The organism is Anaerolineae bacterium (genome assembly GCA_013178015.1).
In the GTDB taxonomy this organism is placed as follows: Bacteria; Chloroflexota; Anaerolineae; order DRVO01; family DRVO01; genus Ch71.
In genome coordinates this window covers 1-25,526 of record JABLXR010000054.1, presented here as the reverse complement: position 1 = coordinate 25,526, position 25,526 = coordinate 1, and the positions used below count along the sequence as shown (strand labels likewise).

The following is a 25,526-nucleotide window of genomic DNA, read 5'->3' as shown; positions in this document are numbered from 1 at the left end:
GTTCCAGGCTCAAGAACTCGACGATCCGGAATCGCTCCAACGCCTGAACCATCAGCCGCAGGCTGCCATCTGGCTGACGCACCATCCGATGCACCACGATGGTCGTTCCCACGCGATACAGGTCGTCCTCGGCCAGCCCCCTCTCTTCATCCCCCTCCCCGCGGCGCAGCACCACTCCGATGGGTCGGCGGTTCACTACCGCATCGTCTATGAGACGGACCTTGGCCGGGTCCGAAATCCCCAGCGGCCGGAAAGTGGTGGGAAAGACCACCATGTCCGAGACCAGAAGCTCGAGCTCAGCAGTCTCCGAGCCCTCGTCGGCCTCCAGAGGCATCTGCTCTTCTATGCTGTTCACCGCGACCTGGCTCTGCTCGGAGGCTGATCCCTCCAGCTCCCGAGAAGGCCCCACTCTGTCATTGCCATCCGTCATAAGCGCTGACGCTCCGACAATCCTCTTGCCCTCGGCGACGCTTCTACTTCGGGCCGTCGCTCGTGGCCGTCACTCCCTCGACCCTGACCCTAATCGGGCTCGCTTTCGGCACCCGAACCAAGAGGAAGCCATCCCTATACTCAGCCTGCACCCGGGCCGCATCCGCGCGGCGGGGCAGGACTACCCTGGTTCGAAAGGGCCCATGGAGAATCTCCATGCGGTGGTAACCCACCTTCTCTTGAGCGTCCTGCCTGACCCCGGAGACAGTAAGAACCCGCTCGGAGAGCTGAATCTCGACCTGTCTCGGGTCCACCCCGGCGACCTCTACGCGCACCACGATCTCATCCGACGTCTCGTAGACGTCTGTCGGTGGCTGCCACACGGCTCGGCTCGTAGCGTTCCAGGCCATCTCGGACGAACTCCCTCAACTCCGCGGGTCCCCGACCCGGCTCAGATAACCCGCTACCGTCGGCCTAACACACAGACTGCGCCGCCTGCCGGCGGCCCGCGGGGTTGTTCGCATACCCACTCTAGTATATCATCCCTATAAGCAGTTCTCAACGTCGGGCGTCCGTCGTTCGCGAGCAGCTTCGGCCTCTCGCGGCGGTTCTGTGCGCCCCGAAGAGGGACACGGCGCCCGGCGACAACGCGGGAGGAAGTCGCATGCAGACGTCTCCACTCCCCCCACCTGGCCGCCCTGGGGCCGCCGCCGTGGTTATCGGCGGCGGCTTTGCCGGAATGGCAGCTGCCCAGCGCCTCTTGAGGGCCGGCGTCGAGACCCACATCGTGGAACGAGCTCCCACCCTCGGTGGCCTGCCGGCCTGGCTGGGGTTCATGTTCCCCACGGGTGCCTGCCTCCTGTGCCGATCGGGGGACGATCATGGATCGGGCTGCCCGCGCCCAGCGATAGGCCCCGAATTCAACGCGCTCTGCCCCCACTCCCTGCTACACGTGCACACCGGGTGCCAAGCGCTGGCTATCGAAGGCGAATACCCGGCGTTCCGGGTGAGCGTCCGGCGGGTGGAGGGGGACAGCCTCCGCGGCACCCCTGCCCAGCTCCTATCCCGCGGGCCGCTGGACGAGGGGCCGCTCCCACCTGGGTTCGGGCCCTCCGCGGCTGTCGCCGGCAAGTCCGCCGGGCCGGCGGAGTTCACACTGGAAGCGGGAGCGGTTATCCTCGCCACCGGAGGCGCCCTTTTCGACGCCTCCCGCGCCGGAGAGTTCGGCTACGGCCGGTTCCCGGGCGTCCTCACGGGCCTGGACTTCGAGCGCATGGTCTCTCGCAACGGACCCATGGAGGGCCAGATAGTGGGGCCGCAGGGGCAACGCCCTCGCCGAATCGCCTGGTTCCAGTGCGTCGGCTCCCGCGACGAGGACCGCGACTACTGCTCTGCCTTCTGCTGCATGTATGCCACCAAGCAAGCAGTCCTGGCCAAGCAGTCGGACCCCGAAGTCGAGTGCAAGGTCTTCATGATGGACGACCGGGTCTTTGCCGAGGGCTTCGCCTCCCGCTACGCCCAAGCCCGGGAGCAATACGGCATCGCCTATGAGCGGTGCCGGCCTTCCTCGCTCAAGCGCGACGCCCGCACGGGCGAGCTCTATTTCCGTTACGTCAACAACCGGGACGAACTGGTTACCGAGCGGTTCGACATGGTAGTCCTGTCAGTGGGCTTGGAGCCGGCCACCGACGCTTTGGCTCTCCTGGGCTCCAGCACCGCAGAGGTCCCGTTCCTTCCTGGCACCAGTGCCTTCCGCCCGGGCGAGACCTCCCGCCCGGGCGTATTCGCCTGCGGTGGAGCCTCGGGACCTAAGGACATGGCCGATGCCACCGCGGAGGCCGCTGCGGCCGCGGCATTGGCCATCGCCTCGCTGCAGCAGGCCGCTCCCGCACCGCCACCTGCCGTGCCCGTCCGTGAAGGGAGCGAGGGAGTGGCGGTCATAGTCGCCAGTTCCAGCGCGGACGACGCCAGTGATGGGCCGAGCGCCCTCGCCCGAGTGGCACAGGCGTGGCCAGAGGTGAAGGCCGCTACTTGCCTCCCGCTCCCGCGCACCGCGGCGGACCGCTCCGCCCTCGCTCGCTGGATGGCTACCACGGGCGCATCGGGCGTCGTGGTGGCCGCCGGCTCCGCCCGGACGGACCGGAGAGCATTCGAGGCTGCCCTGGCCGAGGCAGGGCTAGGCTGGCAGTCGCTGGAGTACGTTGCGCTGCCCACCGACTCAGAATGGACCGGGAAGGGGAGCAGGTCGGTCGCGCTCCTTAGAGCTGCGGTGACGCGGGCCTCTACCCTCAAGCCACAGGAACCGGCCGCCCCGGCTGTCTGCCCAACCACGTTGGTGGTGGGCGGAGGGGCATCCGGACTGGTCGCCGCCCTCCACCTAGCCGACGGCGGTCGCCCCGTGGTCCTGGTCGAGCAGGAGGAGGAAATTGGCGGCAACCTGGCCCGGGTGCCGGAGTCGCTGACCGGCGAGGATCTGGCCGCCGAACTAGAGGTGCTCATGGGCAAGGCGCGGCGGCACCCCAATCTCCGGCTGTTGACCTCCAGTCGCGTCCGACGAACGCGAGGGACCTTCGGCCGGTTCCGCAGCACCCTCGAGACACCTGAAGGAACAGAGACGCTAGAGCACGGCGCCCTCATCGTGGCCACGGGCGCCATCGAGCACCGAGGCACCGCCTACGGCCTGGGTAGCTCAGGCCGGATCCTGACGCTTCTTGACCTCGAGGCCCGACTGAAGGCTGACTCCACCTGCCTAGAGGACGTGGGCACCGCCGTCTTCGTCTCCTGCGTGGGACCTTGGGACGAGGATTCCTCGCTGGCATGGCGCTGCTCCCGCACCTGCTGCGACGGCATCCTGCGAAATGCCCTTCGCCTCAAACGCGCCAACCCCTCAGCCACCGTCCATGTGCTGGTGCGGGAGACCATGACCGTGGGCACTCGCGAACGGTACTACACCGAGGCCCGCCGGCAGGGGGTGACTTTCACTCGGTTTACGCCTGATCGCCGGCCCAGGGTCGAGGTGAGCGGCAGCGACGTATCCGTTTCCTGGTACGATCCTGCCCTGCGCGAGCCGATCATCACCGCCGCCGACCTGGTGGTCCTGGCGGAGGCCATCGTCCCTCGGCCCCAGTCGGCCTCGCTCGCGGAGCGGCTGCCCTTAGACGGGCTGGACGTGGATGGTTTCTTCGCCTCCAAGGAAGCGAAGGTGGCCCCGTTCTCCACCTCGAGGCGAGGCGTGTTCGTGATCGGACTGGCCCAAGGGCCCAAGCCGCTAGAGCTGTCGGTGGCTCAGGGCCTGGGCGCCGCCCAGGACGTCCTGAACCTGCTCGCCTCGCCAGCACGACCTCCGTGGCACCGGGTGGCCCAGGTCGCACCCGAGAAGTGCGTGGCCTGTCTGACGTGCGTCCGGGTTTGCCCCTACGGCGTGCCCGACGTTGACGCGGCTGCAGTAGGCGTGGGCGGGATCGCCGGCGCCGCTTGGATCAACCCGTTAGCCTGCGAAGGCTGCGGAGCCTGTGTGGCAGAGTGTCCTCAGGACGCCATCACCCTGGCCGGTTACGACACGGCAGCCGTGTCGGCCGGCGAAGCGGCCTACTACCGCGCTCTGCAGGAGGTGTCATAGGTGACTCAGGTTACGCTCTTCAGCTGCTCCTACTGCGGAGCCGTGCCTCGGGAGCTGGCCGTAGCCCAGGGCATGGACATTCCGGCGGAAGTGCACGTAGTCGAGTTCCCCTGCATCAGCCGAGTGCAGTCCGATGTGGTCCTGGCGGCGTTCGAGGCCGGCGCCGACGGGGTTCTGCTGGTCGGCTGCGAGGAAGGAAACTGCCACCACCAGGGTGGCAACGCCCGCGCCTCGCGTCGCTTCCAGGCCATGCAAGACTTCCTGGAGCAGATAGGCCTTGGGCGGGGCCGGCTAGCCCTCTGGCAGACGGGGCTGGGACAGCCGTCTCAGTTCCGCACCCATGTGAATGAGTTCGTGCAGCACATCACAGAGCTGGGCCAGAGCCCGCTCAAGTCGGGAGGCAGCGCAGGTGATTAGAGCGCAACAGAAGCCCCTGTCGGAGATTCAGGGACTGCTCGGTGAGGCGGGGCGAGTGCTGGTGCTGGGGTGCGGCACCTGTGTCGCCGTGTCCTTTGCCGGCGGGGAGAAGGAAGCTCGCACTCTGGCGGGCGCGCTTCGGGTGGCGGAGCGTATCGCAGGCCGCCCCCGAGAGGTGCGGCATGCTGTGACCCAGCGGCAGTGCGAGCCCGAGTTCGTACAGGAAGTCGAAGACGACGTGGCTTGGGCCGACTTGGTGGTGAGCACCGCCTGTGGGATCGGCTGCCAGGTGATGAACGAAAGGTATCCGGAGAAGCTCACCGTCCCCGGGATCAACACCTGCTTCCTGGGAGCACCGGTGGAACATGGGGTCTTCGACGAACGCTGTCAGGCTTGCGGCGACTGCATCCTGGATACCACCGCGGGCATATGCCCCATCGCCCGTTGCGCCAAAAGCATGCTCAACGGCCCTTGCGGCGGCTCCCAGGACGGCCACTGTGAAGTCAACCCCGAGGTCAACTGCGCCTGGCAACTCATCTACGACCGGCTGGCCGCCCTTGGCCGGCTCGATCTCATGAACCGATGCGCTGAGCCGAAGGACTGGCGCTCGTCCAGAGACGGGGGGCAGCGGCGCATCGTGAGGGAGGACTTGCGTCTATGAAGGCAGGCACCAATCTCGAAGCCGTCCTGGCCGCGGGCCACTTTGCCGTCACCGGCGAACTCGGGCCACCTAAGGGCGCCGACGCCGCAGTCGTCACCAAGAAGATCGAGCTCCTCCGTGGTTACGTAGACGCTGTTAACCTCACCGACAACCAGACGGCGGTGGTGCGGATGTCGAGCATTGGCGCCGCCCTCCTGGTGCGGCAAGGCGGCTTGGAACCGGTCATGCAGATGACCTGCCGGGACCGCAACCGGCTGGCCATCCAGGCCGACATCCTGGGTGCCTACGCCCTCGGCATTCGTAACGTGCTCTGCCTCACGGGCGACCACCAGTCTTTCGGCAATCACCCTCAGGCCAAGAACGTGTACGACCTAGATTCGATACACCTCATCAAGGCCGTCCGCGACATGCGCGACCGGGGAGTGCTGATGAACGGGGAGGAAGCCGAGGGAGCGCCGCGCATGTTCGTGGGCGCTGCCGCTAACCCCTTCGCCGATCCGTTCGACTTCCGGCCCTACCGGCTGGCCAAGAAGGTCGCCGCCGGCGCCGACTTCATCCAGACTCAGCTCATCTACAACGTGCCCAAGTTCCGAGAATACATGACCCGGGTGGGCGACCTGGGCCTCACCGACAAGGTCTACATCCTGGCCGGAGTTGGGCCGATCAAGTCGGTGGGCGCCGCCCGCTACATGGCCAACAACGTGCCCGGGATGGACGTGCCGGACGAGATAGTGCGGCGGATGTCCAAAGCCCCACGGGAGAAGCGGACCGACGAGGGCATCAACATCTGCGTCGAGGTGATCCAGCAAGTGAGAGAGATCCCCGGAGTCGCGGGAGTACACATCATGGCCATCGAGTGGGAGGAGGCAGTGTCCGAGATCACCTCTCGTGCCGGGTTGCTGCCTCGTCCTGAGCTGGCTCAGTCACAGGAGAACTAGCGTGTCCGTCGCTCAGGAGATACTGGCCGAGACGGGGGTGGACGTGAAGCTCTGCCTCCAGTGCCGACGCTGCACTGCGTCTTGCCCGGTGGCCGAGTACTACGACCTCTACCCGCACGAGATGATTCGGCGCCTGCAGCACGACAGGGCTGACGAAGTGCTAGACAGCCGCATGATGTGGCAGTGCGCTCAGTGCGAAGCCTGCGCTGAGAGGTGCCCTCAGGGAATCGAGATCGTGCGCGTGGTAGATCTCCTGCGCATCCGAGCGCAGCGCCAGCGCCGGCCGGCGGCCGTTCCTGCCGTTCCCCTATTCTACCGCGCTGCCCTCTCCGGCATCCGCCTCTTCGGCCGTATGTACGAGCTGGGGCTGATGGCGCGGCTCTACCTGAGCCTGCTCCTGCGCGGCCGGCTCGACCTGCGCCAGCTCTGGAGCCTGGACCTTCCCGTGGGGCTGGGAATGCTACAGAGAGGAAAGCTCCCCCCGCTGCCCCACCGGTCCGGGCGCGCCCGCCCGGATCCACTGAAGCCGGGAGCCATCGCCTACTACCCCGGGTGCAGCCTGCACGGCACCAGCAAGGAGTACGACCAGAGTGCCAGAGCCGTGTTTGAGGCTCTGGGCCGGCCCCTTCAGGAACCCCAGGGCTGGGGCTGCTGCGGCACTACCCCGGCGCACTCCACCGATGAGCACCTGGCTGCCCTCTTGCCTTACCGCAACCTGGCCCTCTTGCAGCGCATGGGAGCGCAGAGCGTGACCATGCCCTGCCCTTCCTGCTACCTGCGGTCGCGCGCCGCCCAGCAGGCAGTCTCGGCCGATGAGGGACTAGCCCGACGCATAGCCGAGGAAACGGGGGCCGACGTCGCCCATCCCCTGGACGTGCAGCACACCCTTATGACTGTGACCCGGGAGATCGGTCTGGACGCGGTCAGACAGCGGGTCCGGCAGCCCCTCAGCGGGTTGAAGGTCGTCTGCTATTACGGCTGCGCTGTCACCCGCCCTTCCTATCTTACCCAGGAAGACGAGGTGGAAGACCCGCGCGATATGGAGCAGCTGATGGAGGCTGTAGGCTGTCAGGTGCTGGAATGGTCCTACAAAGTGGAGTGCTGTGGCGTGAGCCACAGCATCACCCAGCTTCCCCTGGCCCTCGACCTCACCCGGCGCATCCTCGATGACGCCAGCGCCGTCGGTGCGGACGCGGTGGTGGTGGCCTGTCCCCTGTGCCACACGAACCTGGATACCAGACAGGGCAACATAGCGCGCACCCACGACGTGCGTTACAATATGCCGGTCCTATACTTCACTCAGGTCATGGGTCTGGCGTTCGGACTGCCGGAGGCAAAGCTGGCCCTGGGAAGCCATTTCGTGGACCCGCGGCCGCTCGTTCGCGAGAGGGCAGGATCGCCGCAGTGACCATGAGCTGACCTGAAGGGGGACCGCTGAGTCGGCAACGACGCGGGTCAGCCTCTGACCCGCGTTCAGTTTTGGGTTCTGGAGGATCGCGGGAGGCAACATGATAGATCTTCGCAGTGACACCGTTACCCAGCCCACCCCCGCCATGCGCAAGGCCATGTACGAGGCCGAGCTCGGTGATGACGTTTTCGCCGAAGACCCGACGGTGAACCGACTCGAGGAGCTGGCAGCGGAGAAGCTGGGCAAAGAAGCGGCGCTTCTGGTCGTCAGCGGCACCATGGGCAACCTGGTGAGCTGTCTCACCCACTGCCAGCGCGGGGACGAGATGATCCTCGGTGACGTGGCTCACATCTACTTGTTCGAGGCCGGCGGCGTCTCCGCTCTCGGAGGGATCCATACTCGGGCCGTGCCCAACCTCCCCGATGGCTCGCTCGATCCCGGCGATGTGCTTGCAGCCATACGCCAGCCCTGGAACGTGCACTATCCCGTCTCTCGCCTGCTCGCCCTGGAGAACACCCACAACCGGTGTAACGGGTCCGCCGTGCCGGTGGAGAAGATGGACGTTCTCGGCCAGCTGGCCCACGAGCACGGTCTTTCGGTACATCTCGACGGAGCCAGGATCTTCAACGCTCAGGTGGCCCTGGGGGTGCCGGCCTCGCGCATAGCCCGCGAGTGCGATTCGGTGCAGTTCTGCCTCTCCAAGGGCCTATCTGCCCCAGTGGGCTCAGTCATCTGCGGCACTCGAGACTTCATCCGGGAGGCGCGCCGGTGGCGCAAGGTGGTCGGCGGGGGCATGAGGCAAGCTGGGGTGATCGCCGCCGCTGGAGTGGTGGCCCTGACCGAAATGATAGACCGCCTGAGCGAGGACCACGCCAACGCCAAGCGGCTGGCCCACGGGCTGGCTCAGTCCCCCTACATAGAGATTGACCCGGAACTCTACCCGACCGATATCATCTACTTCACGCTCGGCTCCAAGAGCCCTCACGATCCGACTGAGTTTCTCAGCCGCCTCAAGGAGCGGGGAGTGCTGGTCTCGCAGCCAGGCGGCACTAAGTTCCGAGCCGTGACTCACTACGGCATAACCGAAGCTGATGTTGACGCGGCCGTGGCCGCCATATCAGCCGCGGCTGCGCCCTGACAGGAGACGTGCCCGCATGCCCCGGCAGCGCATTGACCTGCACATGCACTCCACCTTCAGCGACGGTGAGCTGATCCCTGGGGAGGCGGTGAGGAGGGCGGTCGCGCTCGGATACGAGGCGCTCGCCATCACCGATCACTGCGACGCCTCGAACATGGAGATCGTGATCCCTGCCATGATCCGCTTCGCTCGCGAGCAGGCTCCCCTCTACCCCATCACCTTCGTGGTGGGAGTGGAGCTTACGCACTTGCCCCCGGTCCTGGTTGCCCCCATGGCCCGCCGAGCTCGAGCCCTGGGAGCCCAGCTGGTGGTTGTCCACGGCGAGACCATCGTGGAGCCAGTGCGCAACGGCACCAACTTCGCCGCCGCTGAGTGTCCCGACGTGGATGTCCTGGCTCACCCAGGCCTGATCGAACACCGTACGGTGGAAGCAGCAGTGGAGAATGGTGTCTATCTGGAGTTGAGTGGGCGCGCCGGCCATGCTCTGGGCAACGGACGCCTAGCGGCCCTAGCCCTCGAGATGGGAGCTAACCTGCTGGTTAACTCGGACGCTCACAGCCCGGCCGACATGTTCGGGCAGGCACATGCCAGCGCCGTGGCCGCCGGGGCTGGACTCAAAGAGGAGCAGGTCCAGCGTGCCCTGATCACCAACCCGTGGGAGCTGGTGCAGCGGTGCCTGGAGCGCTACCCTCTGCCGGAGGGATGACGTCAGTGCCTGCTCCCTTCCGGGTGATTACCGACGTGGAGGCGGCGCGAGCCAGCATCCTCCGACGCGCTCCCCTACCGGAAGCCCAACTGCCGGAGGCTGTTCTCCAGCGCCTGGCAGCCCTCTTCGGCGCGCCTGTCTCCGCCCAGGAAGCGGTGGACCGCATCATCGCCGAGGTGCGACGACGCGGCGATGACGCTCTCCGGGACTACTCCCGCACCATTGACGGCGTGCTGCTGGACGATTTGGCCGTGCCTCCCTCCGAGCTCCGGGCTGCCCTCACGGAGATCCCAGCGGCCCTACGCCTGGCGCTGGAAGTGGCGGCCGAGAGAGTGCGCGCCTTCCATCAGCGCCAGCCGCGGCACTCGTGGCTACACTGGCAGGAAGAAGGGGCCCTGGGTCAGATGGTGCTACCTCTGGAGCGGGTGGGGGTCTACGTGCCCGGAGGCACGGCTCCCCTGGCCTCCTCTCTCATCATGGCTGCGGTCCCAGCCCAGGTAGCGGGCGTGGACGAGATCGCGGTGTGCACGCCCCCTCAGCCTCAGACAGGCCTGCCGCACCCCGTGGTGATGGCGGCCGCCGCCGTCTTGGGGCTGGAGCGCGTGTACCGGGTAGGCGGCGCCCAGGCCATCGCTGCCATGGCCTTGGGAACCGAGAGCATTCCCCGCGTGGACAAAGTGGTGGGCCCGGGAAACGTCTTCGTGGTCCTGGCCAAGAAGGCGCTTTACGGCTCGGTGGGTATCGAGAGCCTGCCCGGCCCTACGGAGACGCTCATCATCGCCGATGATTCGGCCGACCCGGCAGCCGTAGCAGCCGACATGCTGGCCCAGGCTGAGCACACTATGGCCACCGCCCTGGTGCTGACTACCTCATCAGAGCTGATCGAAGCCCTCGCCCGCGAGGTCAACGCCCGCCTCAGCCATGCCTGCGATTCGCTTGCGGTCGAGTCCCTAGCCAACCGCGGCGGAGTGGTGCTCTGTCGCAGCCTGTCCGAGGCCATGGCGCTCGCCAACGAATACGCCCCCGAACATCTCTGCCTGTTGGTGCGGGACCCGTGGAGCCTGCTGCCCCGTGTCCGCCACGCCGGCGGGGTGTTCCTCGGCCACCTTTCCTCCGAGGCCTTGGGAGACTACGTGGCGGGGCCTTCCCACATAATGCCGACAGGCGGCACCGCCCGGTTCGCCAGCCCCCTCAATGTGTGGGACTTCGTGAAGATTACCAGTATCTTCGCCATCGGGGCTACTGAGGCAGCCCAGATTGGCCCTGCCGGTGCCATCCTGGCTGAAGCGGAGGGCCTGACCTTCCATCGCGATGCCATAATGCTTCGCGGAGGTGAAAGCACTGACTGACAGCACCGCTCCGGATGAACGCTTAGGCCGGCTCCTTCGGCCAGACATAGCGACAATGGAGGAGTACACCCCCATAGTGCCCTTCGAGGTGCTGTCGCGCCGTCTGGGGCTGCCCCCTGACCGGATCGTCAAGCTCGATGCCAACGAGAACCCCTACGGCCCGGCACCTTCAGTGTATCGCGCCCTGGCCGAGTGTCGCCGCTACAACATCTACCCCGACCCGGAGCAGACGCTGTTGCGTGAGGCCATCGAGCCGTACCTGGGCCTGAGCCGGGAGCACGTGGTCTTCGGCAATGGCTCCGACGAGCTTATAGACCTGACGATGCGGCTGTTCGTGTTCCCCGGGGATGCCGTGGTCAACCTCCCTCCCACTTTCGGCATGTACCCCTACAACACCTCCCTGTGCGCCGGACGATTGGTGGACGTTCCCCGGCGGCAGGACTTCTCAGTAGACGTGGCGGGGGTGGAACGAGCCGTGGCCGCCGGGGGCGCCAAGATGCTCTTCATCAACTCCCCCAACAACCCCGACGGCAGCCTTATCGCCCGCGAGGATCTGGAACGCCTTCTCCACCTGCCCGTCATCGTCGTGCTCGACGAGGCCTACGCCGAGTTCTCCGGGGAGAGCTTTGTCTCCTGGGTGCCCGAGCACTGGAACCTGGTGGTGCTGCGGACGTTCAGCAAATGGGCCGCCCTGGGCGGGCTGCGCATTGGCTACGGGGTCTACCCTATCCCCATCGCCGCCCAGTTGTGGAAGATCAAGCCCCCCTATAGCATAAATGTGGCGGCCCAGGAGGCAGCGCTGGTCTCGCTTGCTGAACGCGACTACTTGATGGCTAACGTGTCTCGCATCGTAGCCGAGCGCGAACGCTTCCGAGATCTGCTCAGCGCCCTCCCGGGGGTGCATCCCTACCCCAGCCGAAGCAACTTCATCCTATGCCGGGTGCATGGGGTTCCGTCGGTGGCGCTCAAGCAGCACCTTGAGCGGCAGGGAGTGCTCGTCCGCTACTACAACAAGCCCGGCCTCACCGACTGCATCCGCATCAGCGTCGGCCGGCCGGAACAGAATGAGGTGGCCATCTTGGCGCTGCGCCAGGCGCTGGCGGAACTGGCCACCACCGAAGCCAGTCAGGAGTAACGTGTTATGGGTCTCCTAACGCCCACTCAGATCACCTGCCCCGTCTGCGGGCACCGATACACCCGGCAGGTCCATCAGTCGGTGGATGCCCAGAGCGAGCCGCACCTGAAGCAACTCCTGGTACAGGAGAGGCTCAACATCACCACTTGTCCTCAGTGCCAGAATCAGATCATGCTGGCTGTTCCTGTGCTCTATCACGATGCCAGCAAGCCCATGTTTGCTGTCTTCATGCCCATGGGCGCCGCCAGAAGCGACGTTCACCAGCAACAGATGGTGGGGGCGCTGACTAACCGCTTCATGTCTGATCTGCCACCGGAGGAGCGCAAGGGCTACATGCTACAGCCCAAGATGTACCTTACCCTCCAGAGCCTGGCCGATGACATCATGCTGGCGGACGGCCTCACTCGGGAGGAGATCGAAGCCCGACGGCAGCGGACTGCTCTACTGGAACGGCTTCTCTCCTCGCAGACGCCGGAGGAGCTGCAGAACGCCATCGAGGCCAGCCTCGATCAGCTCGACGATACTTTCTTCGACGTTCTGGACACCTGGATTCGGCAGGCTGAGGCTCAGGGGGATGAGGAGATGGCGGAGGCGTTGGCTTCGCTCCGCCGCCAGCTGCGAGCGGCAGTGGCGCCCGAGGAGGCGGCACAGGAGGAGGCGGATGCCGCCGAGCAACGCCGGGAGCTCCTAGAGGTGCTCCTCAACGAGCGCAATGAGGAGCGGCTGCGGGCGATGGTGGCGGCCGTCCGTCCCGTCCTCGACTACCACTTCTTCCTTCAGATCGCTGACCGCATAGATGCGGCCCAGGAGGCGGGCAACGAGATCGAGGCCAAGCGCCTCACCCGCGCCCGCGCTACCATCCTCCAGATGCTGGATGAGTTGGAGGAAGAGGACAGGCAAGCCCTCACCCAGGCGGCGGAGTTCCTGCGACAGGCCATCTCGCAGCCGGCGCTCGAGGACTACCTGCGTCAGAACTCGGAACGTCTGGACGAAGCCTTCTTTGCCGTCCTGAATATGAACATCGCCGAAGCCCGCCGTCGGAACGATGAGAACACGGCTCGCGCCCTGGGTTCGGTAGGCGCCATCGCCGCCAAGATCATGGAGGAGAAGGCCCCGCCCGAGCTCCGCCTGCTCAACGAGCTTCTGCGAGCCGCGCCACAGGAGCGGGCGCGCCTACTGGAGGAGCGGAGCGAGCTCGTTACCGACGAGTTCGTCGCCGCTCTCCAACAGATGCAGCGAGCGGTCGGCAAGGCCAACTCCCAGATCTCTCAGCAACTGGCCGCCCTGGCGGAGCAAGTGGCGGAGTTCCGCGGCCGGAACGGCCAAGGAGGCTAGACCGTGCGTACCGGTCGGGTCAGCCGCAAGACGACTGAGACGGACATCACCCTGGCCCTCATCCTCGATGGGAGCGGCCGCCACAGCGTTGCCTCCGGCGTTCCCTTCCTGGATCATATGCTGGCCCAGCTGGCGAGACACGGCCTCATAGATCTCGAGCTGACCTGCACCGGAGACGTGGAGGTAGACTACCACCACACCGTGGAAGACGTGGGCATCTGCCTGGGCCAGGCGCTCCGCCAGGCTCTGGGAGAAGGCGAGGGCATCCGCCGCTTCGGGCAGGCTCTGGCTCCCATGGACGAAGCCCTGGTCTTGGCTGCACTGGACGTGAGCGGCCGAGGACACGTTGAACTGGATCTGTGCCTGCAGGCCGCCAAGATCGGCGACTTCGACACCGAGCTGGTGGCGGAGTTCATGCGAGCCTTCGCCACCAACGCCGGGGTAACGCTTCACCTGCGGCAACTGGCGGGCACCAATGGGCATCACATCGTAGAATCTGCCTTCAAGAGCGTGGCCCTGGCCCTCCGCGACGCGGTGGCCACCGACCCTCGACGCACCGGCGTGCCTTCGACCAAAGGATCCCTCCTGTGAGCCAGACGAGGCCCGCCGTCGTCATACTGGACTACCGCATGGGCAACCTCCGCAGCGTGCAGAAGGCCCTTGAGGTAGCGGGTGCCTGGGCCCGCATAGCCACTGAGCCGGACCAGGTAGGGACGGCGGACGGCCTAGTGCTTCCCGGAGTGGGCGCCTTCGGTGACGCCATGGACCATCTGCGGAGTCTCGGCTTCGATCGTTTGGTGCTGGACGCAGTCGAACGCGAAGTACCCCTCCTGGGGATATGCGTAGGGCTACAAGTGCTCTTCGAAGGGAGTTCAGAGATGGGCGAACACCGCGGGCTAGGCGTGTTCCCGGGCCAGGTCGTTCGCTTCCCTTCGCATTTGGTGGTACCTCACGTGGGCTGGAATCAGCTTCACCTCCGTCGGCCCCATCTCCTGGTCGAGGGCCTGAGGGACGGGGCGCACGCCTACTTCACCCACTCGTACTACCCCGAACCCACGGACCGGGACATCGTGGTGGCCACCACCGACTACGAGTTCCACTTCGCCAGCATCTGCGCTCGAGGCAGTGTCTGTGGGGTGCAGTTCCACCCCGAGAAGAGCTGGCAGGTAGGTCTGGGCATGCTGCACCGCTACGTGAGTTCGCTCTAGCGATGGCTGCTTTCACCGTCTTCCCCGCCATTGACATGCGTGCCGGCCGCTGCGTTCGCCTGCGCCAGGGCGATGTAGCCGCCGAGATGGTGTACTCCGACCGGCCCGACGACGTGGCTCGCCGGTGGCAGGATGCTGGCGCCCAGTGGCTGCACGTGGTGAACCTGGACGGAGCGCTGAACGCGGGCGATTCCTGGTCCGGCCCCAATGTGGAAGCCCTGCGCGCCATCTTGAGGGCCGTCCGAATACCGGTGCAGTTCGGCGGCGGCGTGCGAAGCGCCGCCTCTGTGGGGCGACTACTCGACCTCGGGGTCGCCCGCGTGATACTGGGCACGGTGGCGGTGACCCGCCCCGACGTGGTTCAGGAAGCCCTCAGCGACTTCGGGGCCGATCGGGTGCTGGTGTCGCTCGATGCTCGCGACGGGGTGGTCCGCACTCATGGCTGGGTGAGCAGCTCGGGCCGTCCGGTGCAAGACCTGGGGCTGGAGCTTCGCGGCTATGGGGTGCGCACTGTGGTACACACGGACATTAGCCGAGACGGAATGCTGGTGGGCGCCAACGTGGCCGCCTCGGCCGCCCTCGCCCGTGCCACCGGACTTCAGGTGATCGTGTCGGGCGGCGTGGCCGGGCTGCCCGACGTGGCCGAAGCAGCCCGTCGCGCCTCTGAGGGTTTGGCCGGCGTGATCGTGGGCCAGGCGTTGTACACTGGGGCGCTCAACCTCGCTGACGCCATTGAGACCTCGGCCCGGCTAAGCACACGGGCATCGGAGGAAGGAGAGTGAGCATGCTAGCTAAGCGGATCATTCCCTGCCTGGACGTGAAGGATGGCAGGGTGGTGAAGGGAGTCAACTTCCTCAACCTGCGAGACGCCGGGGACCCGGTGGAGCAGGGAGCGGCCTACAGCGAGATGGGTGCCGATGAACTCGTCTTTCTGGACATCACCGCCAGCCACGAGCGGCGCGGCACGGTGGTAGACATGGTGCAGAAGGTGGCGGAAGCCGTCTTCATCCCCTTCACCGTAGGAGGAGGCATCCGCACCGTAGACGATATGCGGCGCATACTCGGCGCTGGCGCGGACAAGATCTCCATCAATAGCGCCGCCGTCCGCACCCCGGAGATCATCACCGAGGGTGCCAGGCGATTTGGCTCTCAATGTATCATCGTGGCCATTGACCCCAAGTGGGAAGACGGTCGCTGGCACGTCTACATAGATGGCGGGCGCGTCCCCACTGGGCTCGACGCCATCGAGTGGGCGCGAGAGGTGGAGCGCCTGGGGGCGGGCGAGATCCTGCTCACCAGCATGGACCGCGACGGCACCGAGCTTGGCTACAATCTAGAGCTCACTCGCGCCGTGGCCGATGCCGTCAGCATCCCGGTCATCGCTTCCGGTGGGGCGGGGAAGCCGGAGCACTTCCTGGAGGTGCTCACCGAGGGCCATGCCAGCGCCGCCCTGGCAGCCTCAGTCTTCCACTACAAGCAGATAGCCATCCCGGAGCTCAAGCAGTATCTGGCGGCACAAGGCGTCGAGGTGAGGCTGTGAGTGTCGCCTCCCTCATCAGGTGGGACGACCGGGGCCTGGCGCCCTGTATCGTCCAGGATTCCCGCACCAAGGACGTTCTCATGATGGCCTACATGAGTCCGGAGTCGCTGCGGCTGACCTTGGAGAAGGGCGAGACCGTTTTCTGGAGCCGGTCCCGGCAGGAGTTGTGGCACAAGGGCGCTACTTCGGGCAACGTGCAGAGACTGGTGCGCCTGCTGTACGACTGCGACGCCGACACTCTGCTCGCCCTGGTGGAGCCGGCCGGACCTGCTTGCCACACCGGCCAATACTCCTGCTTCTACCGGGAACTAAGGGACAATGGCACGCCCCCTGACCGCTGAGATCATCGCTTCGGGCACCGAGCTCCTCCTGGGCGACACAGTGGATACCAACTCCGCCTACATCGCTCAGAAGCTGCGCGACCTGGGAGTGGACGTCTACTTCCACACCACCGTTGGGGACAACGTCCGCCGCCTTCGTTCGGCCATCGAGATCGCCGCCGACAGAGCCAACCTGATCATCATCACCGGCGGGCTGGGCCCCACGGTCGATGACGTCACGCGCGAGGCAGTGGCGGCCGCCACCGGTCGGCCGCTCGTCTTCTCCGAGGAACTCCTACAGCAGATCGCCGCCCGGTTCGCCCGCTTCGGCCGGACCATGTCCGATAACAACCGCCGGCAGGCGTTCATCCCCGAAGGGGCCACGGCCATACCCAATCCCGTGGGGACGGCCCCAGCATTTCGGGCCGAGCTGGGAGAGGCGCTCATCATCGCGTTGCCGGGCGTGCCCAGGGAAATGCACTACCTGATGGAGAACGCCGTCATCCCTTACATTCGCAGCCTGGTGGGCGATTCCATCATCCACAGCCGTATCCTCCACACGGCCGGCCTGGGCGAGAGCCAGGTCGACAGCTTGATCGCGGACCTGATGGAGAACTCCAACCCTACGGTAGGCCTGTCGGCTCACCCAGGGCGCACCGACGTCCGGATCACCGCCAAGGCCGACACTCTGGAGCACGCCCGGGCCCTTATCGCCCCCGCTGAGGCTATCATCAGCGAACGGCTCAGAGGCTACGTCTACGGTGCCGACGACGAGCGGTTGGCCACCGTCATAGTCCGCCAGCTTCGTGACCCGGGCTGGAAGCTCTCTCTGGTGGAGACGGTCACGGCGGGGCTGATAGCCCAGGAGCTAGTCGAGGCCGACGCAGATCTGGTTCAGGAGCACATGCTGGCGGAGTGGTCCGGGGACGCCGAAGAGGCTCAGGCTCTCCAGGCAGCAGAAGCGCTCCGGGCACGCACGGGCTGTGCCGTCGTCCTCGCCAGCCTAGCCGCCGAACCGCTCGCTGAGGCCACCGAGGAACGAGGTAGAAGGGCAGCCGTGGCAGTGCTCGCGCCCGATCGTACCTACACAGCAGCCTTCTCCTTCGGCAGCCACCCCGGGCTGCTCCAGCCCTGGGTCGTCAACCACTCCTTGTTCGCCCTCTGGAGAGCCCTTCAGCAGACCTAAGGCATTCGCCGCACCCCGGCGCTGTCGCGACGCAGGTGATCGCCACGAAGACCTGGGGCGCTACGCGTGCGATCCATCCCAGGCCGCTGGCACGGTCTTTGCATTCACTAGAGGGCGCGGGGGGGCATGCCCCTCGGCCACAAGAACGTTCCAGGGGGCCTAGATGCCATACAGGCGAGTCTTCAGTGCAATGGCGCGTCCGGTGACGCGCCTACCGCGGACACTGACGTGCCTACTAGCAGTGGTGGTGGCTGTCTCGGCGGGCGGCTGCACCAAGGTCAAGCCCGCGCCGCCGGAGTCCCTGTCGCTGGCCACGGGCCGGCCGTCGCTCTCGGCCCAGGTGTCAGAACCGCCCTCGACCGGGCCTCAGCGGGGCATCGAGGAGGCCTCTGCTCTAGCCTCGATCGGCGACTCACCCCTGCCTACGCCAGATTCGGGTTACTCGGCCACCTCTCTGCAAGTACCGGCCAACCCGCCCACCCCAACGCCGGAGCCGCGCCACATCACCCACACCGTGGGTTGGGGTGATACCGTGCTGAGCATCGCCCTGCAGTACGGTGCGCGCATGGAAGCCATAGTCCAGGCTAACAACCTCACCAACAACGTCATCTACGTGGGACAGGTGCTCACCATCCCCCTGCCCGAGATACCCATCGGGGCGCAGCAGTACGTGGTACAGCCGGGAGACACCCTCTACAGCATCGCCCAGCACCTGGGCGTGGAAGTGGACGCCCTAATGCGCGCCAACGGCCTCACCAACGGGTACTACCTGCAGGTCGGCCAGGTCCTTATCGTGCCGGCAGGGGGCACGCTCCCCTCCCCGAGCAACAGGGTCCAGGCCGCCGGCGTGAACCCCCGCCGCACCCATGTGGTCCAGCCTGGGGATTCGCTCTCGTCACTGGCGGTCATGTACGATGTCGCCGCTCAGGACATAGCTCTGGTCAACGCCCTGGAGAACCCCAACCTGCTCCAGGTCGGCCAGACGCTGATTATACCCTGAGAGGCCGCGCCCACTTTCCGCCAAACCGTCACGGCACAGAGAAGGAGCAGCCCGCGCCTGGTGAGGCGCGGGCTGCTGGCCTGTGCTCCGGAATTCTCAGTCTCTGGCCCGGACGTCCGCAGCCTAGAGGCCCTTATCCATTATGTACTTCACCAGATCGGCCACCCTGCTGGAGTAGCCCCACTCGTTGTCATACCAAGCCAGCACCTTCACCATGGTACCGTCCTGCACCATGGTGCTCAGGCCATCCACGATAGAGGATAGAGGATTGCCCTTGTAGTCTATGGAAACCAGCGGCTCATCCGAATAGCCCAGGATGCCCTTCATGGCCCCCTCGGCCGCCGCCTTGAACGCCGCATTGACAGCATCCACCGTCGCTGCCTTCCTCACGTTGGCCGTGAAGTCCACCAGAGAGACGGTGGAAGTGGGCACGCGCAGGGCCATCCCATCGAACTTACCTTTCAGCTCCGGGATCACCAGGGCCAAGGCCCGGGCGGCACCGGTAGTGGTGGGGATGATGTTGATCGCGGCAGCGCGGGCGCGCCGGAGGTCGCTGTGGGGCAAGTCCAGAATACGCTGGTCGTTGGTGTAGGCGTGCACGGTGGTCATGAGGCCGCGCTCGATGCCAAACTGGTCGTTGACCACCTTGGCTACCGGGGCCAGGCAGTTGGTGGTGCAAGAGGCATTGGAGATGATGTTGTGCTTGGCCGGGTCATACTGGTCCTCGTTGACGCCCAGCACAATGGTAATGTCCTCGCCCTTCGCCGGGGCGGAGATGATCACCTTCTTCACCCCGTCTCGCAGGTGCGCCGAGGCCTTGCTGGCGTCGGTGAAGAGGCCGGTGGACTCCACCACGACCTGGCAGCCATGATCGCCCCAGGGGATCTCGGCCGGGTTGCGCACCGCATGCACCACGATCTCGTTGCCACCTACCACCAGCGAGCCGTCCCTAACTTCGACGGACTCGGGGAAGATGCCGTAGTTGGAGTCGTATCGCAGCAAATGCGCCAGGGTGCTGGCATCGGTGATGTCATTGACCGCTACCACCCGGACTTCGTCCCTGTAGTTGTCCATGAGCGCCTTCAGTACCTGCCGCCCAATGCGACCGAATCCGTTGATGCCGACGTTCAGTGCCATTGTGTCCTCCCGAATGTGAACGGATACGGTCGAGCCGTACCCTGATAGGAACGCCATGCGCTGAACTGCCAGTGCATGGCGGCGTTGCCACCCGTCTAGCCTATGAAGTCCAGCAGGGCTCGCCCTAGCTTGGCGCTGTCATGGCGCCAGGGCACCCGCTCGTCCACTAGGTCAGCCAGTACGAGAGCTTGCCCCAGCGCCCTACCGCTCTCCGGCCGCACGTAGGCCACCCTTGCGCCGTCTGGCCAGCAGTTGTTGGCCAGCACGTAGTGGAAAGTGCCCGGGCCGACGTTCTCCTCAATGGCGGCGGCGTGTTCCTGGACGCTGTAACCGTCCGTCTCACCCGCTTGCGAGGCTACGTTACACACGTACACCTTGACCGCCCCGCTGGCTCGAACAGCTTGGCAGATCCCCGGCACAAGCAGGTTGGGCAGCACGCTGGTATAGAGGCTGCCCGGCCCCAATACGATCAGGTCGGCAGCCAGTATGGCCCTCACTGCCCCCGGGTACGCTGGTGGCGCTCCAGGCTCTAGGAACACCCGTCGGATACCCGGCCCCGCCGCCCCGACTCGGCTCTCTCCCCGTACCGTGCGGGATCCTCCGCCTTCGCTGCCACTATCGGCTACCTGAGCACACACCGAGACGGCCTCGAGCGTACTGGGCATGATCTGCCCCCGGATGTTGAGCACTCTGCTGGTCTCGAGCACAGCTCGCTCGAAGGAACCGGTCAGATCCGCCATAGCCGCGAGCAACAGGTTCCCCAGCGCATGTCCGCCCAGGGCACCATCGCCGAACCGGTACTGGAGAAGCTGAGTCATGAGCGCTTCGTCATCCGCCAGGGCCGCAATGCAGCTGCGGAAGTCTCCCGGGGGGAGCAGGCCCAACTCACGCCGCAGCCTCCCCGAGCTTCCGCCGTCATCGCCCACGGTCACCACCGCGGCGAGATCAACGTCGCTGCGCTTGAGCCCTTTGAGCAGGACTGACAGACCCGTCCCGCCGCCAATTGCCACAACACGTCGAACCATAACTCAACCACTGGCCGCCTGCGGCCAAACCTTGCGCATTATAGGGAGGCAGGGGCGCGCCGTCAAGCGCCGTTGACACCGGCCCTCACCAGTACCTATAATCGCCCCTCGAGCAGAGGCCCGTGGACGCTCCCTCAGAAGGAGAATGTGCATAGCGGACCAGTTCCACGGCGCTAGCGTCGAGATCTCGGACACATCCAGAGGAGTGAGCTCTGTCGGCCAGACCGTCTCCGCCCTCGCCTGTCATTCTGACCGGCTCGCTCGGTCGCTCGCTCTCCTCCCTGCGTTCGCTGCGCTCTCGGCAGCCATACTTCCCAGGAGGCTATCATGACCAGAATTGACAACTCCTGCCGGTACACCGAGACCCACGATTGGGTCCGCGCCGACGGGGACATCGCTACCTTCGGCATCTCCGATTACGCCCAGGATCAGCTGAGCGACATTGTGTTCGTGGAGCTACCTGAGGTGGGAGACAACTTCGAGCAGGGTCAGGTGTATGCCGTGGTCGAGTCGGTCAAGGCCGCTAGCGACTGCTACGCCCCCGTCAGCGGGGAGGTGGTCGAAGTCAACAGTGAGCTCGAGTCTACCCCCGGCTTGGTGAACCAGGAACCTTACGGTGCCGGTTGGTTCATAAAGGTGCGGATGTCCGATCCCGCCGAGCTCGAACGTCTGCGCAACGCTGCTTCCTACAGCGAGCTGATTCAGCAGCTGACCGAAGAGGAGTAGGCGATGCCCTTCGTCCCTCACACCGCCGACGACCGGGAGACCATGCTCCGGCGAGTAGGCGTCGCGAGTGTCGAGGAGCTGTTCCTCGACGTTCCCGAGGCCCGAAGGTTCCCGACGCTAGAGCTGCCGCCGCCGCTCTCCGAGCCGGAAGTCCTGGCGGAGCTGGCTCAGCTAGCCCACCGCAACTGGAACTTGGACCAACACCCCTGCTTCCTGGGAGCGGGAGCCTACAACCACTTTGTCCCCAGCGTAGTGAAACACGTGCTTAGCCGCGGGGAGTTCTACACCGCCTACACCCCGTACCAGCCCGAGGTGAGCCAGGGCACTCTTCAGGCCATCTTCGAGTACCAGAGCCTGATCTGCGACCTCACCGGCATGGACGCCGCCAACGCCTCGCACTACGACGGGGCCACCGCCCTGGCCGAAGCCCTCATCATGGCCCTGAGCGTTCACCGCGGCCGCCGGCGCAAGGGCGTGATCTCGCGCACGGTTCACCCCGAGTACCGCCAGACGGCCCGCACCTATACCCAGGGCATGGGCCTCGAGCTCACCGGCGACGAGCAGCCCGGCCTCTCTCTTCCCGACCTGGCCGGCATCGTGGATGAAGACACAGCGGCGGTGGTCATCCAGGTGCCCGACTTCCTGGGGGCCGTGCCCAGTCTGGATGAGGTCCGCTTGCTGGCCGACGCGGCACATCAGGCAGGCGCCCTTCTAGTGGTGGCCGTCAACCCCATCTCGTTGGGCCTGCTCCAGCCACCCGGGGAGTACGGAGCCGACATCGTCGTAGGTGAGGGCCAGCCCCTCGGCAACCACTTGTCCTTTGGCGGTCCCTATCTTGGCTTCTTCGCCACCAGGACGGATCACGTCCGGCGCATGGCCGGGCGCCTGGTGGGGATGACGGTGGACCTAGACGGCAACCGTGGATACGTGCTCACCCTTGCCACTCGCGAGCAGCACATCCGCCGCGAGCGGGCTACTTCTAACATCTGCACCAACCAGGCCCTCAACGCCCTGGCAGCGGCGGTCTACCTGGCGGCTATGGGTCCGGCCGGGCTGCGGACGGTTGCCTCCGCCTGTTACCACAAGGCCCACTATGCCGCCTCTCGGGTGGGACGACTGACTGGCTACGACGTCCTGTCCCATCGTTTCTTTCATGAGTTCGTCGTCCGTTGCCCGCGGCCTCCTTCCGAGGTCGGCGGAGCTCTGCTGGCGGAGGGCATCATTCCCGGGTACGACCTGGGCGAGGCGTATCCCGAACTGGAGGGTTGCATGCTCCTCTGCGTCACCGAGCTCAACACTCGGGAACAGATTGACCGCCTGGTGGACGTGCTGGGAGCCCCGTCATGAGCGAGAAGACCCTCTACGAGCTCAGCCGACCAGGACGGACGGCCACGTCTCTGCCCCCGCTCGACGTTCCGGAGGCTCCTCTGCCCGAGGAGTGGATGCGCGACGACCTCCCGCTTCCGGAGATCAGCGAGGTCGACCTGGTCCGCCACTATATGCGGCTTTCGCAGCTTAATCACGCGGTGGACATTGGGTTCTACCCTCTGGGCTCCTGTACCATGAAGTACAACCCCAAGGTGAACGAGGAAGCGGCCGCGCTGCCCGGCTTTGTTCGCACTCACCCCCTCCAGCCGCAGGAGACCGTCCAGGGGAACCTGCAGCTCATGTGGGAGCTCCAGAAGATGCTAGCCGAGATCGGGGGCTTCGACGCCGTCTCCCTACAGCCGGCAGCCGGGGCTCAAGGGGAGTTCGCTGGCATACTTATCATGCGTAGCCACCACAGGGAGCGAGGCCAGGCCCACCGGGACAAGATCCTCATACCCGACTCGGCCCACGGCACCAACCCCGCTTCCACCACCATGAGCGGCTACCGGGTGGTGCAGCTCCCCTCAGACGAGCGGGGTAATGTGGACCTGGAGGCGCTGCGGGCCCAGTGCGATGACACGGTCGCCGGGCTTATGCTCACCAACCCCAATACGCTCGGCCTCTTCGACGAACACGTGGAGGAAGTGTGCCGGTTGGTGCACCAGTGTGGCGGCCTGGTCTACGGGGACGGCGCTAACCTCAATGCCCTCATGGGCGTAGCCAAGCCGGGCCATTTGGGCTTCGACATCATGCACTTCAACCTGCACAAGACCTTCTCCACCCCGCACGGCGGAGGAGGCCCGGGCTCGGGGCCCGTAGGCGTCCGCCGGGATCTGGCAGCGCACCTGCCGGGACCAATAGTGGTGCGCGAGGGCGATCGCTACCGACTCGAAATGCCTGAGAAGTCCATCGGCCGGGTGAAGTCGTTCTACGGTAACTTCGCGGTGATGGTGAAGGCTCTCACCTACATCCGCATGCTGGGCGAGGAAGGCCTTCGCGATGTGAGCGTAACCGCGGTCCTCGCCGCCAACTACCTGCAAGAACGCCTCAAGAAGACCTATCCTCTGCCCTACGACCGACGCTGCATGCACGAGTTCGTACTGGAGGGACGCATCCCCGGCGCCCCGGACGTGCGCGCCCTGGACGTGAGCAAGCGCCTGATAGACTACGGCTTTCACCCGCCCACGAACTACTTCCCTCTGATCGTCCGGGAAGCCCTGATGATCGAGCCGACGGAGACGGAGAGCCGGGAGACGCTGGACGCGTTCGCTGAGGCCATGGAGACCATCGCCGAGGAAGCCCGCAGCCAGCCCGGCCTCCTGCACCAGGCTCCCCATCGCGCCCCCGTCCGCCGCTTGGACGAGGTGCGAGCTGCCCGCGAGCTTCGGCTGCGCTGGGAGCACTGACGCCTCCGACCGATCAGGTGGCCCCTGCCGGTGTCAGGGGCCACCTGGTCAGCCGGGGAGGCGTTCGACGAGGGGCAGTCTCACCTCATCCGGGATGCGGCAAGGCGCTCCAGATGAGTCCACACAGAGATGCACGGTGTGCCCCTCCGCGACCAGCGTGGAGGGAACGTCGCAGAGGGATATGACGTAATCGAACCGGATGGAGCGGCTGCGTACCTGCGACGCCTGAGTGAAGATGACAAGCTCGTCATCGTACCGGCACGGGGCACGATAGCGGACCCTCGCTTCCACCACGGGCATGCCGTACCGACGGAAGAACTCGGCGGGGCTATCGCCCACTACCTGGCGGAAGTACTCCGAGCGGCCCACCTCGAACCATATAAGGTAGTTGCTGTGGTAGGCGACGCCCTGGGCATCGGTCTCGGCGTAACGCACCCGTACGCGGGTCGTCACTCCTCCGCCTGCGGTGGCGGGCCCGTTCTGCGTCGGCATCAGGCCAAGGAACTGAAACGATAGCCCACGCCCCTTTCCGTAAGTATGTACCGGGGCTGGGTGGGGTCCTTCTCTATCTTGGTGCGCAAATAGTGGATGTATGTCTTGAGGTGACCGGAAGAGCGCGAGGCGCTTCCGCCCCACACCCTCTCTAGCAGCACCTCTGAAGGGACGACTTCCCCGGCATGGGCAGCCAGCACCGCCAACAGGCGCTGCTCCGTGGGCGAGAGCGTCTGGGTCGGGCGGCCATCCACGATGATCCGCCTCTTGGCCAAGTCCACGCTCAGATGCTTATCGATGGTAAGAAGCGACTGCGAGGGGAGCTTGGGCGACTGGTCTGAGCGGCGCACTACGGCCCGCACCCGAGCGATGAACTCCGACACCCCGAAGGGTTTGGTTATGTAGTCGTCAGCGCCCAGATACAGACCTCGGGCGACCTCCTCATCTTTGCTCCTGGCAGTCAACATGAGCACAGGAGCGTTCGACATCTCGCGGATGCGCTCACAGACCACCCATCCGTCCATCCCAGGAAGCATTATGTCCAGTACCACCAGGTCGGGCTTCCGGTCGTAGAACTGCCTCAGGCCCTCACGCCCATCGTAGGCGGCGCAGACGGCTAGGCCTTCGTGCTCTAGCGCTATGCGGAGCATCGAGACCAGGTCCCGGTCGTCATCTACGAGCAGTACTAGCTTCTGCTCCCGCTCAACGCTCATCCTAACCTCCGGCGGCGACCCCTCTGGCGCAGTCTATGGAGGCGGGCGGTGGCAGTCAACTCCCCGTTCCGCCGTCTGGCCGTGCCCCCTTGCTTCTCCGGATTGGGCGACCCTGGGCACTCGGCGTCTCCGCTCCCACAGATCTGGTGATTACCCACAAGTCCTGGGGCAGGCTGGGCGTGCCTAATGGCAGGGTTGGCGGTAGGGGTAAGGTCTGCGGGGAGCACAGAGGCGGTGATGGTTAGCGTGGTTGGAGGCAGGACTTGAAAG

The 25,526-nt window shown here is 65.8% G+C and carries 26 protein-coding genes; 20 read left to right on the top strand and 6 right to left on the bottom strand.

Annotated elements, in window-relative coordinates:
- Together HPY83_16935 and HPY83_16930 are read right to left on the bottom strand one after the other, a co-directional pair.
- Positions 1 to 355 (bottom strand): LON peptidase substrate-binding domain-containing protein (locus tag HPY83_16935; protein NPV09631.1); only part of this gene is annotated, 355 nt, incomplete at its 3' end.
- A gap of 118 nt (positions 356 to 473) precedes the next feature.
- Positions 474 to 839, bottom strand: a complete 366-nt coding sequence (locus tag HPY83_16930; GenBank protein NPV09630.1) for an Hsp20/alpha crystallin family protein — start codon at positions 837 to 839, stop codon at positions 474 to 476.
- A gap of 254 nt (positions 840 to 1,093) precedes the next feature.
- Here HPY83_16930 and HPY83_16925 point away from each other — a divergent pair, with 254 nt between their 5' ends.
- The 17 genes from HPY83_16925 (at position 1,094) to HPY83_16845 (ending at position 18,389) form a co-directional block, all read left to right on the top strand.
- The gene (locus tag HPY83_16925) at positions 1,094 to 4,048 is read left to right on the top strand and encodes a CoB--CoM heterodisulfide reductase iron-sulfur subunit A family protein (GenBank protein ID NPV09629.1); all 2,955 of its coding nucleotides are present in this window, start codon (positions 1,094 to 1,096) and stop codon (positions 4,046 to 4,048) included.
- A complete protein-coding gene (locus tag HPY83_16920) occupies positions 4,049 to 4,465 on the top strand; it encodes a hydrogenase iron-sulfur subunit (GenBank protein ID NPV09628.1) in 417 nt (138 codons plus the stop codon).
- Complete coding sequence (locus HPY83_16915; protein NPV09627.1) at positions 4,458 to 5,126, top strand: hypothetical protein; 669 nt, start codon at positions 4,458 to 4,460, stop codon at positions 5,124 to 5,126. Before HPY83_16920 ends, HPY83_16915 begins: the two co-directional genes overlap by 8 nt.
- A complete protein-coding gene (locus HPY83_16910) occupies positions 5,123 to 6,064 on the top strand; it encodes a methylenetetrahydrofolate reductase (protein ID NPV09626.1) in 942 nt (313 codons plus the stop codon). The genes HPY83_16915 and HPY83_16910 overlap by 4 nt, the downstream gene beginning before the upstream one ends.
- A 1-nt stretch (position 6,065) precedes the next feature.
- The gene (locus tag HPY83_16905; GenBank protein ID NPV09625.1) at positions 6,066 to 7,472 is read left to right on the top strand and encodes a 4Fe-4S dicluster domain-containing protein; all 1,407 of its coding nucleotides are present in this window, start codon (positions 6,066 to 6,068) and stop codon (positions 7,470 to 7,472) included.
- Positions 7,473 to 7,572: 100 nt separating this feature from the next.
- Positions 7,573 to 8,610: a low-specificity L-threonine aldolase gene (gene ltaE, locus HPY83_16900; protein NPV09624.1), complete on the top strand. Its 1,038-nt coding sequence runs from the start codon at positions 7,573 to 7,575 to the stop codon at positions 8,608 to 8,610.
- 16 nt (positions 8,611 to 8,626) lie between these two features.
- Complete coding sequence (locus HPY83_16895; protein NPV09623.1) at positions 8,627 to 9,316, top strand: histidinol phosphate phosphatase domain-containing protein; 690 nt, start codon at positions 8,627 to 8,629, stop codon at positions 9,314 to 9,316.
- Positions 9,313 to 10,665: a histidinol dehydrogenase gene (gene hisD / locus HPY83_16890; GenBank protein ID NPV09622.1), complete on the top strand. Its 1,353-nt coding sequence runs from the start codon at positions 9,313 to 9,315 to the stop codon at positions 10,663 to 10,665. Before HPY83_16895 ends, hisD begins: the two co-directional genes overlap by 4 nt.
- Positions 10,666 to 10,720: 55 nt before the next feature.
- Complete coding sequence (gene hisC, locus HPY83_16885; GenBank protein NPV09621.1) at positions 10,721 to 11,800, top strand: histidinol-phosphate transaminase; 1,080 nt, start codon at positions 10,721 to 10,723, stop codon at positions 11,798 to 11,800.
- Between the two features lie 6 nt (positions 11,801 to 11,806).
- Positions 11,807 to 13,135, top strand: a complete 1,329-nt coding sequence (locus tag HPY83_16880; protein NPV09620.1) for a hypothetical protein — start codon at positions 11,807 to 11,809, stop codon at positions 13,133 to 13,135.
- Positions 13,136 to 13,138: 3 nt separating this feature from the next.
- Entirely contained in the window at positions 13,139 to 13,726 is a 588-nt protein-coding gene (gene hisB, locus HPY83_16875; GenBank protein NPV09619.1) for an imidazoleglycerol-phosphate dehydratase HisB, read from the top strand.
- Between the two features lie 38 nt (positions 13,727 to 13,764).
- Positions 13,765 to 14,343: an imidazole glycerol phosphate synthase subunit HisH gene (gene hisH, locus HPY83_16870; GenBank protein NPV09618.1), complete on the top strand. Its 579-nt coding sequence runs from the start codon at positions 13,765 to 13,767 to the stop codon at positions 14,341 to 14,343.
- A 2-nt stretch (positions 14,344 to 14,345) separates the two neighbouring features.
- On the top strand, positions 14,346 to 15,125 hold the full coding sequence (gene hisA / locus HPY83_16865) for a 1-(5-phosphoribosyl)-5-[(5-phosphoribosylamino)methylideneamino]imidazole-4-carboxamide isomerase (protein NPV09617.1): 780 nt from the start codon (positions 14,346 to 14,348) through the stop codon (positions 15,123 to 15,125).
- Positions 15,126 to 15,127: 2 nt separating this feature from the next.
- The gene (gene hisF / locus HPY83_16860; GenBank protein ID NPV09616.1) at positions 15,128 to 15,883 is read left to right on the top strand and encodes an imidazole glycerol phosphate synthase subunit HisF; all 756 of its coding nucleotides are present in this window, start codon (positions 15,128 to 15,130) and stop codon (positions 15,881 to 15,883) included.
- A complete protein-coding gene (hisI, locus tag HPY83_16855; GenBank protein NPV09615.1) occupies positions 15,880 to 16,224 on the top strand; it encodes a phosphoribosyl-AMP cyclohydrolase in 345 nt (114 codons plus the stop codon). The genes hisF and hisI overlap by 4 nt, the downstream gene beginning before the upstream one ends.
- The gene (locus HPY83_16850) at positions 16,202 to 17,389 is read left to right on the top strand and encodes a CinA family nicotinamide mononucleotide deamidase-related protein (protein ID NPV09614.1); all 1,188 of its coding nucleotides are present in this window, start codon (positions 16,202 to 16,204) and stop codon (positions 17,387 to 17,389) included. The genes hisI and HPY83_16850 overlap by 23 nt, the downstream gene beginning before the upstream one ends.
- Positions 17,390 to 17,552: 163 nt before the next feature.
- Positions 17,553 to 18,389: a LysM peptidoglycan-binding domain-containing protein gene (locus tag HPY83_16845; GenBank protein ID NPV09613.1), complete on the top strand. Its 837-nt coding sequence runs from the start codon at positions 17,553 to 17,555 to the stop codon at positions 18,387 to 18,389.
- Positions 18,390 to 18,512: 123 nt separating this feature from the next.
- Here the strand turns inward: HPY83_16845 and gap are convergent, their stop codons facing one another.
- Together gap and HPY83_16835 are read right to left on the bottom strand one after the other, a co-directional pair.
- On the bottom strand, positions 18,513 to 19,526 hold the full coding sequence (gap, locus tag HPY83_16840) for a type I glyceraldehyde-3-phosphate dehydrogenase (GenBank protein NPV09612.1): 1,014 nt from the start codon (positions 19,524 to 19,526) through the stop codon (positions 18,513 to 18,515).
- Positions 19,527 to 19,621: 95 nt separating this feature from the next.
- Complete coding sequence (locus HPY83_16835) at positions 19,622 to 20,551, bottom strand: YvcK family protein (protein ID NPV09611.1); 930 nt, start codon at positions 20,549 to 20,551, stop codon at positions 19,622 to 19,624.
- 327 nt (positions 20,552 to 20,878) lie between these two features.
- On the opposite strand from HPY83_16835, the gene gcvH reads away from it, so the two are divergent.
- The 3 genes from gcvH to gcvPB are packed head-to-tail and all read left to right on the top strand — an operon-like array spanning position 20,879 to position 24,051.
- Positions 20,879 to 21,277: a glycine cleavage system protein GcvH gene (gcvH, locus tag HPY83_16830; protein ID NPV09610.1), complete on the top strand. Its 399-nt coding sequence runs from the start codon at positions 20,879 to 20,881 to the stop codon at positions 21,275 to 21,277.
- Positions 21,278 to 21,280: 3 nt separating this feature from the next.
- Positions 21,281 to 22,624, top strand: coding sequence for an aminomethyl-transferring glycine dehydrogenase subunit GcvPA (gcvPA, locus tag HPY83_16825; GenBank protein ID NPV09609.1), 1,344 nt, complete (start codon positions 21,281 to 21,283; stop codon positions 22,622 to 22,624).
- A complete protein-coding gene (gene gcvPB, locus HPY83_16820) occupies positions 22,621 to 24,051 on the top strand; it encodes an aminomethyl-transferring glycine dehydrogenase subunit GcvPB (protein ID NPV09608.1) in 1,431 nt (476 codons plus the stop codon). The genes gcvPA and gcvPB overlap by 4 nt, the downstream gene beginning before the upstream one ends.
- A gap of 48 nt (positions 24,052 to 24,099) precedes the next feature.
- On the opposite strand, the gene HPY83_16815 is transcribed toward gcvPB, so the two are convergent.
- The gene (locus HPY83_16815) at positions 24,100 to 24,504 is read right to left on the bottom strand and encodes an acyl-CoA thioesterase (GenBank protein ID NPV09607.1); all 405 of its coding nucleotides are present in this window, start codon (positions 24,502 to 24,504) and stop codon (positions 24,100 to 24,102) included.
- A 38-nt stretch (positions 24,505 to 24,542) separates the two neighbouring features.
- Positions 24,543 to 25,256 (bottom strand): response regulator transcription factor, encoded by a 714-nt coding sequence (locus HPY83_16810; GenBank protein NPV09606.1) that lies wholly within the window; start codon positions 25,254 to 25,256, stop codon positions 24,543 to 24,545.
- Positions 25,257 to 25,526: the final 270 nt, after the last annotated feature.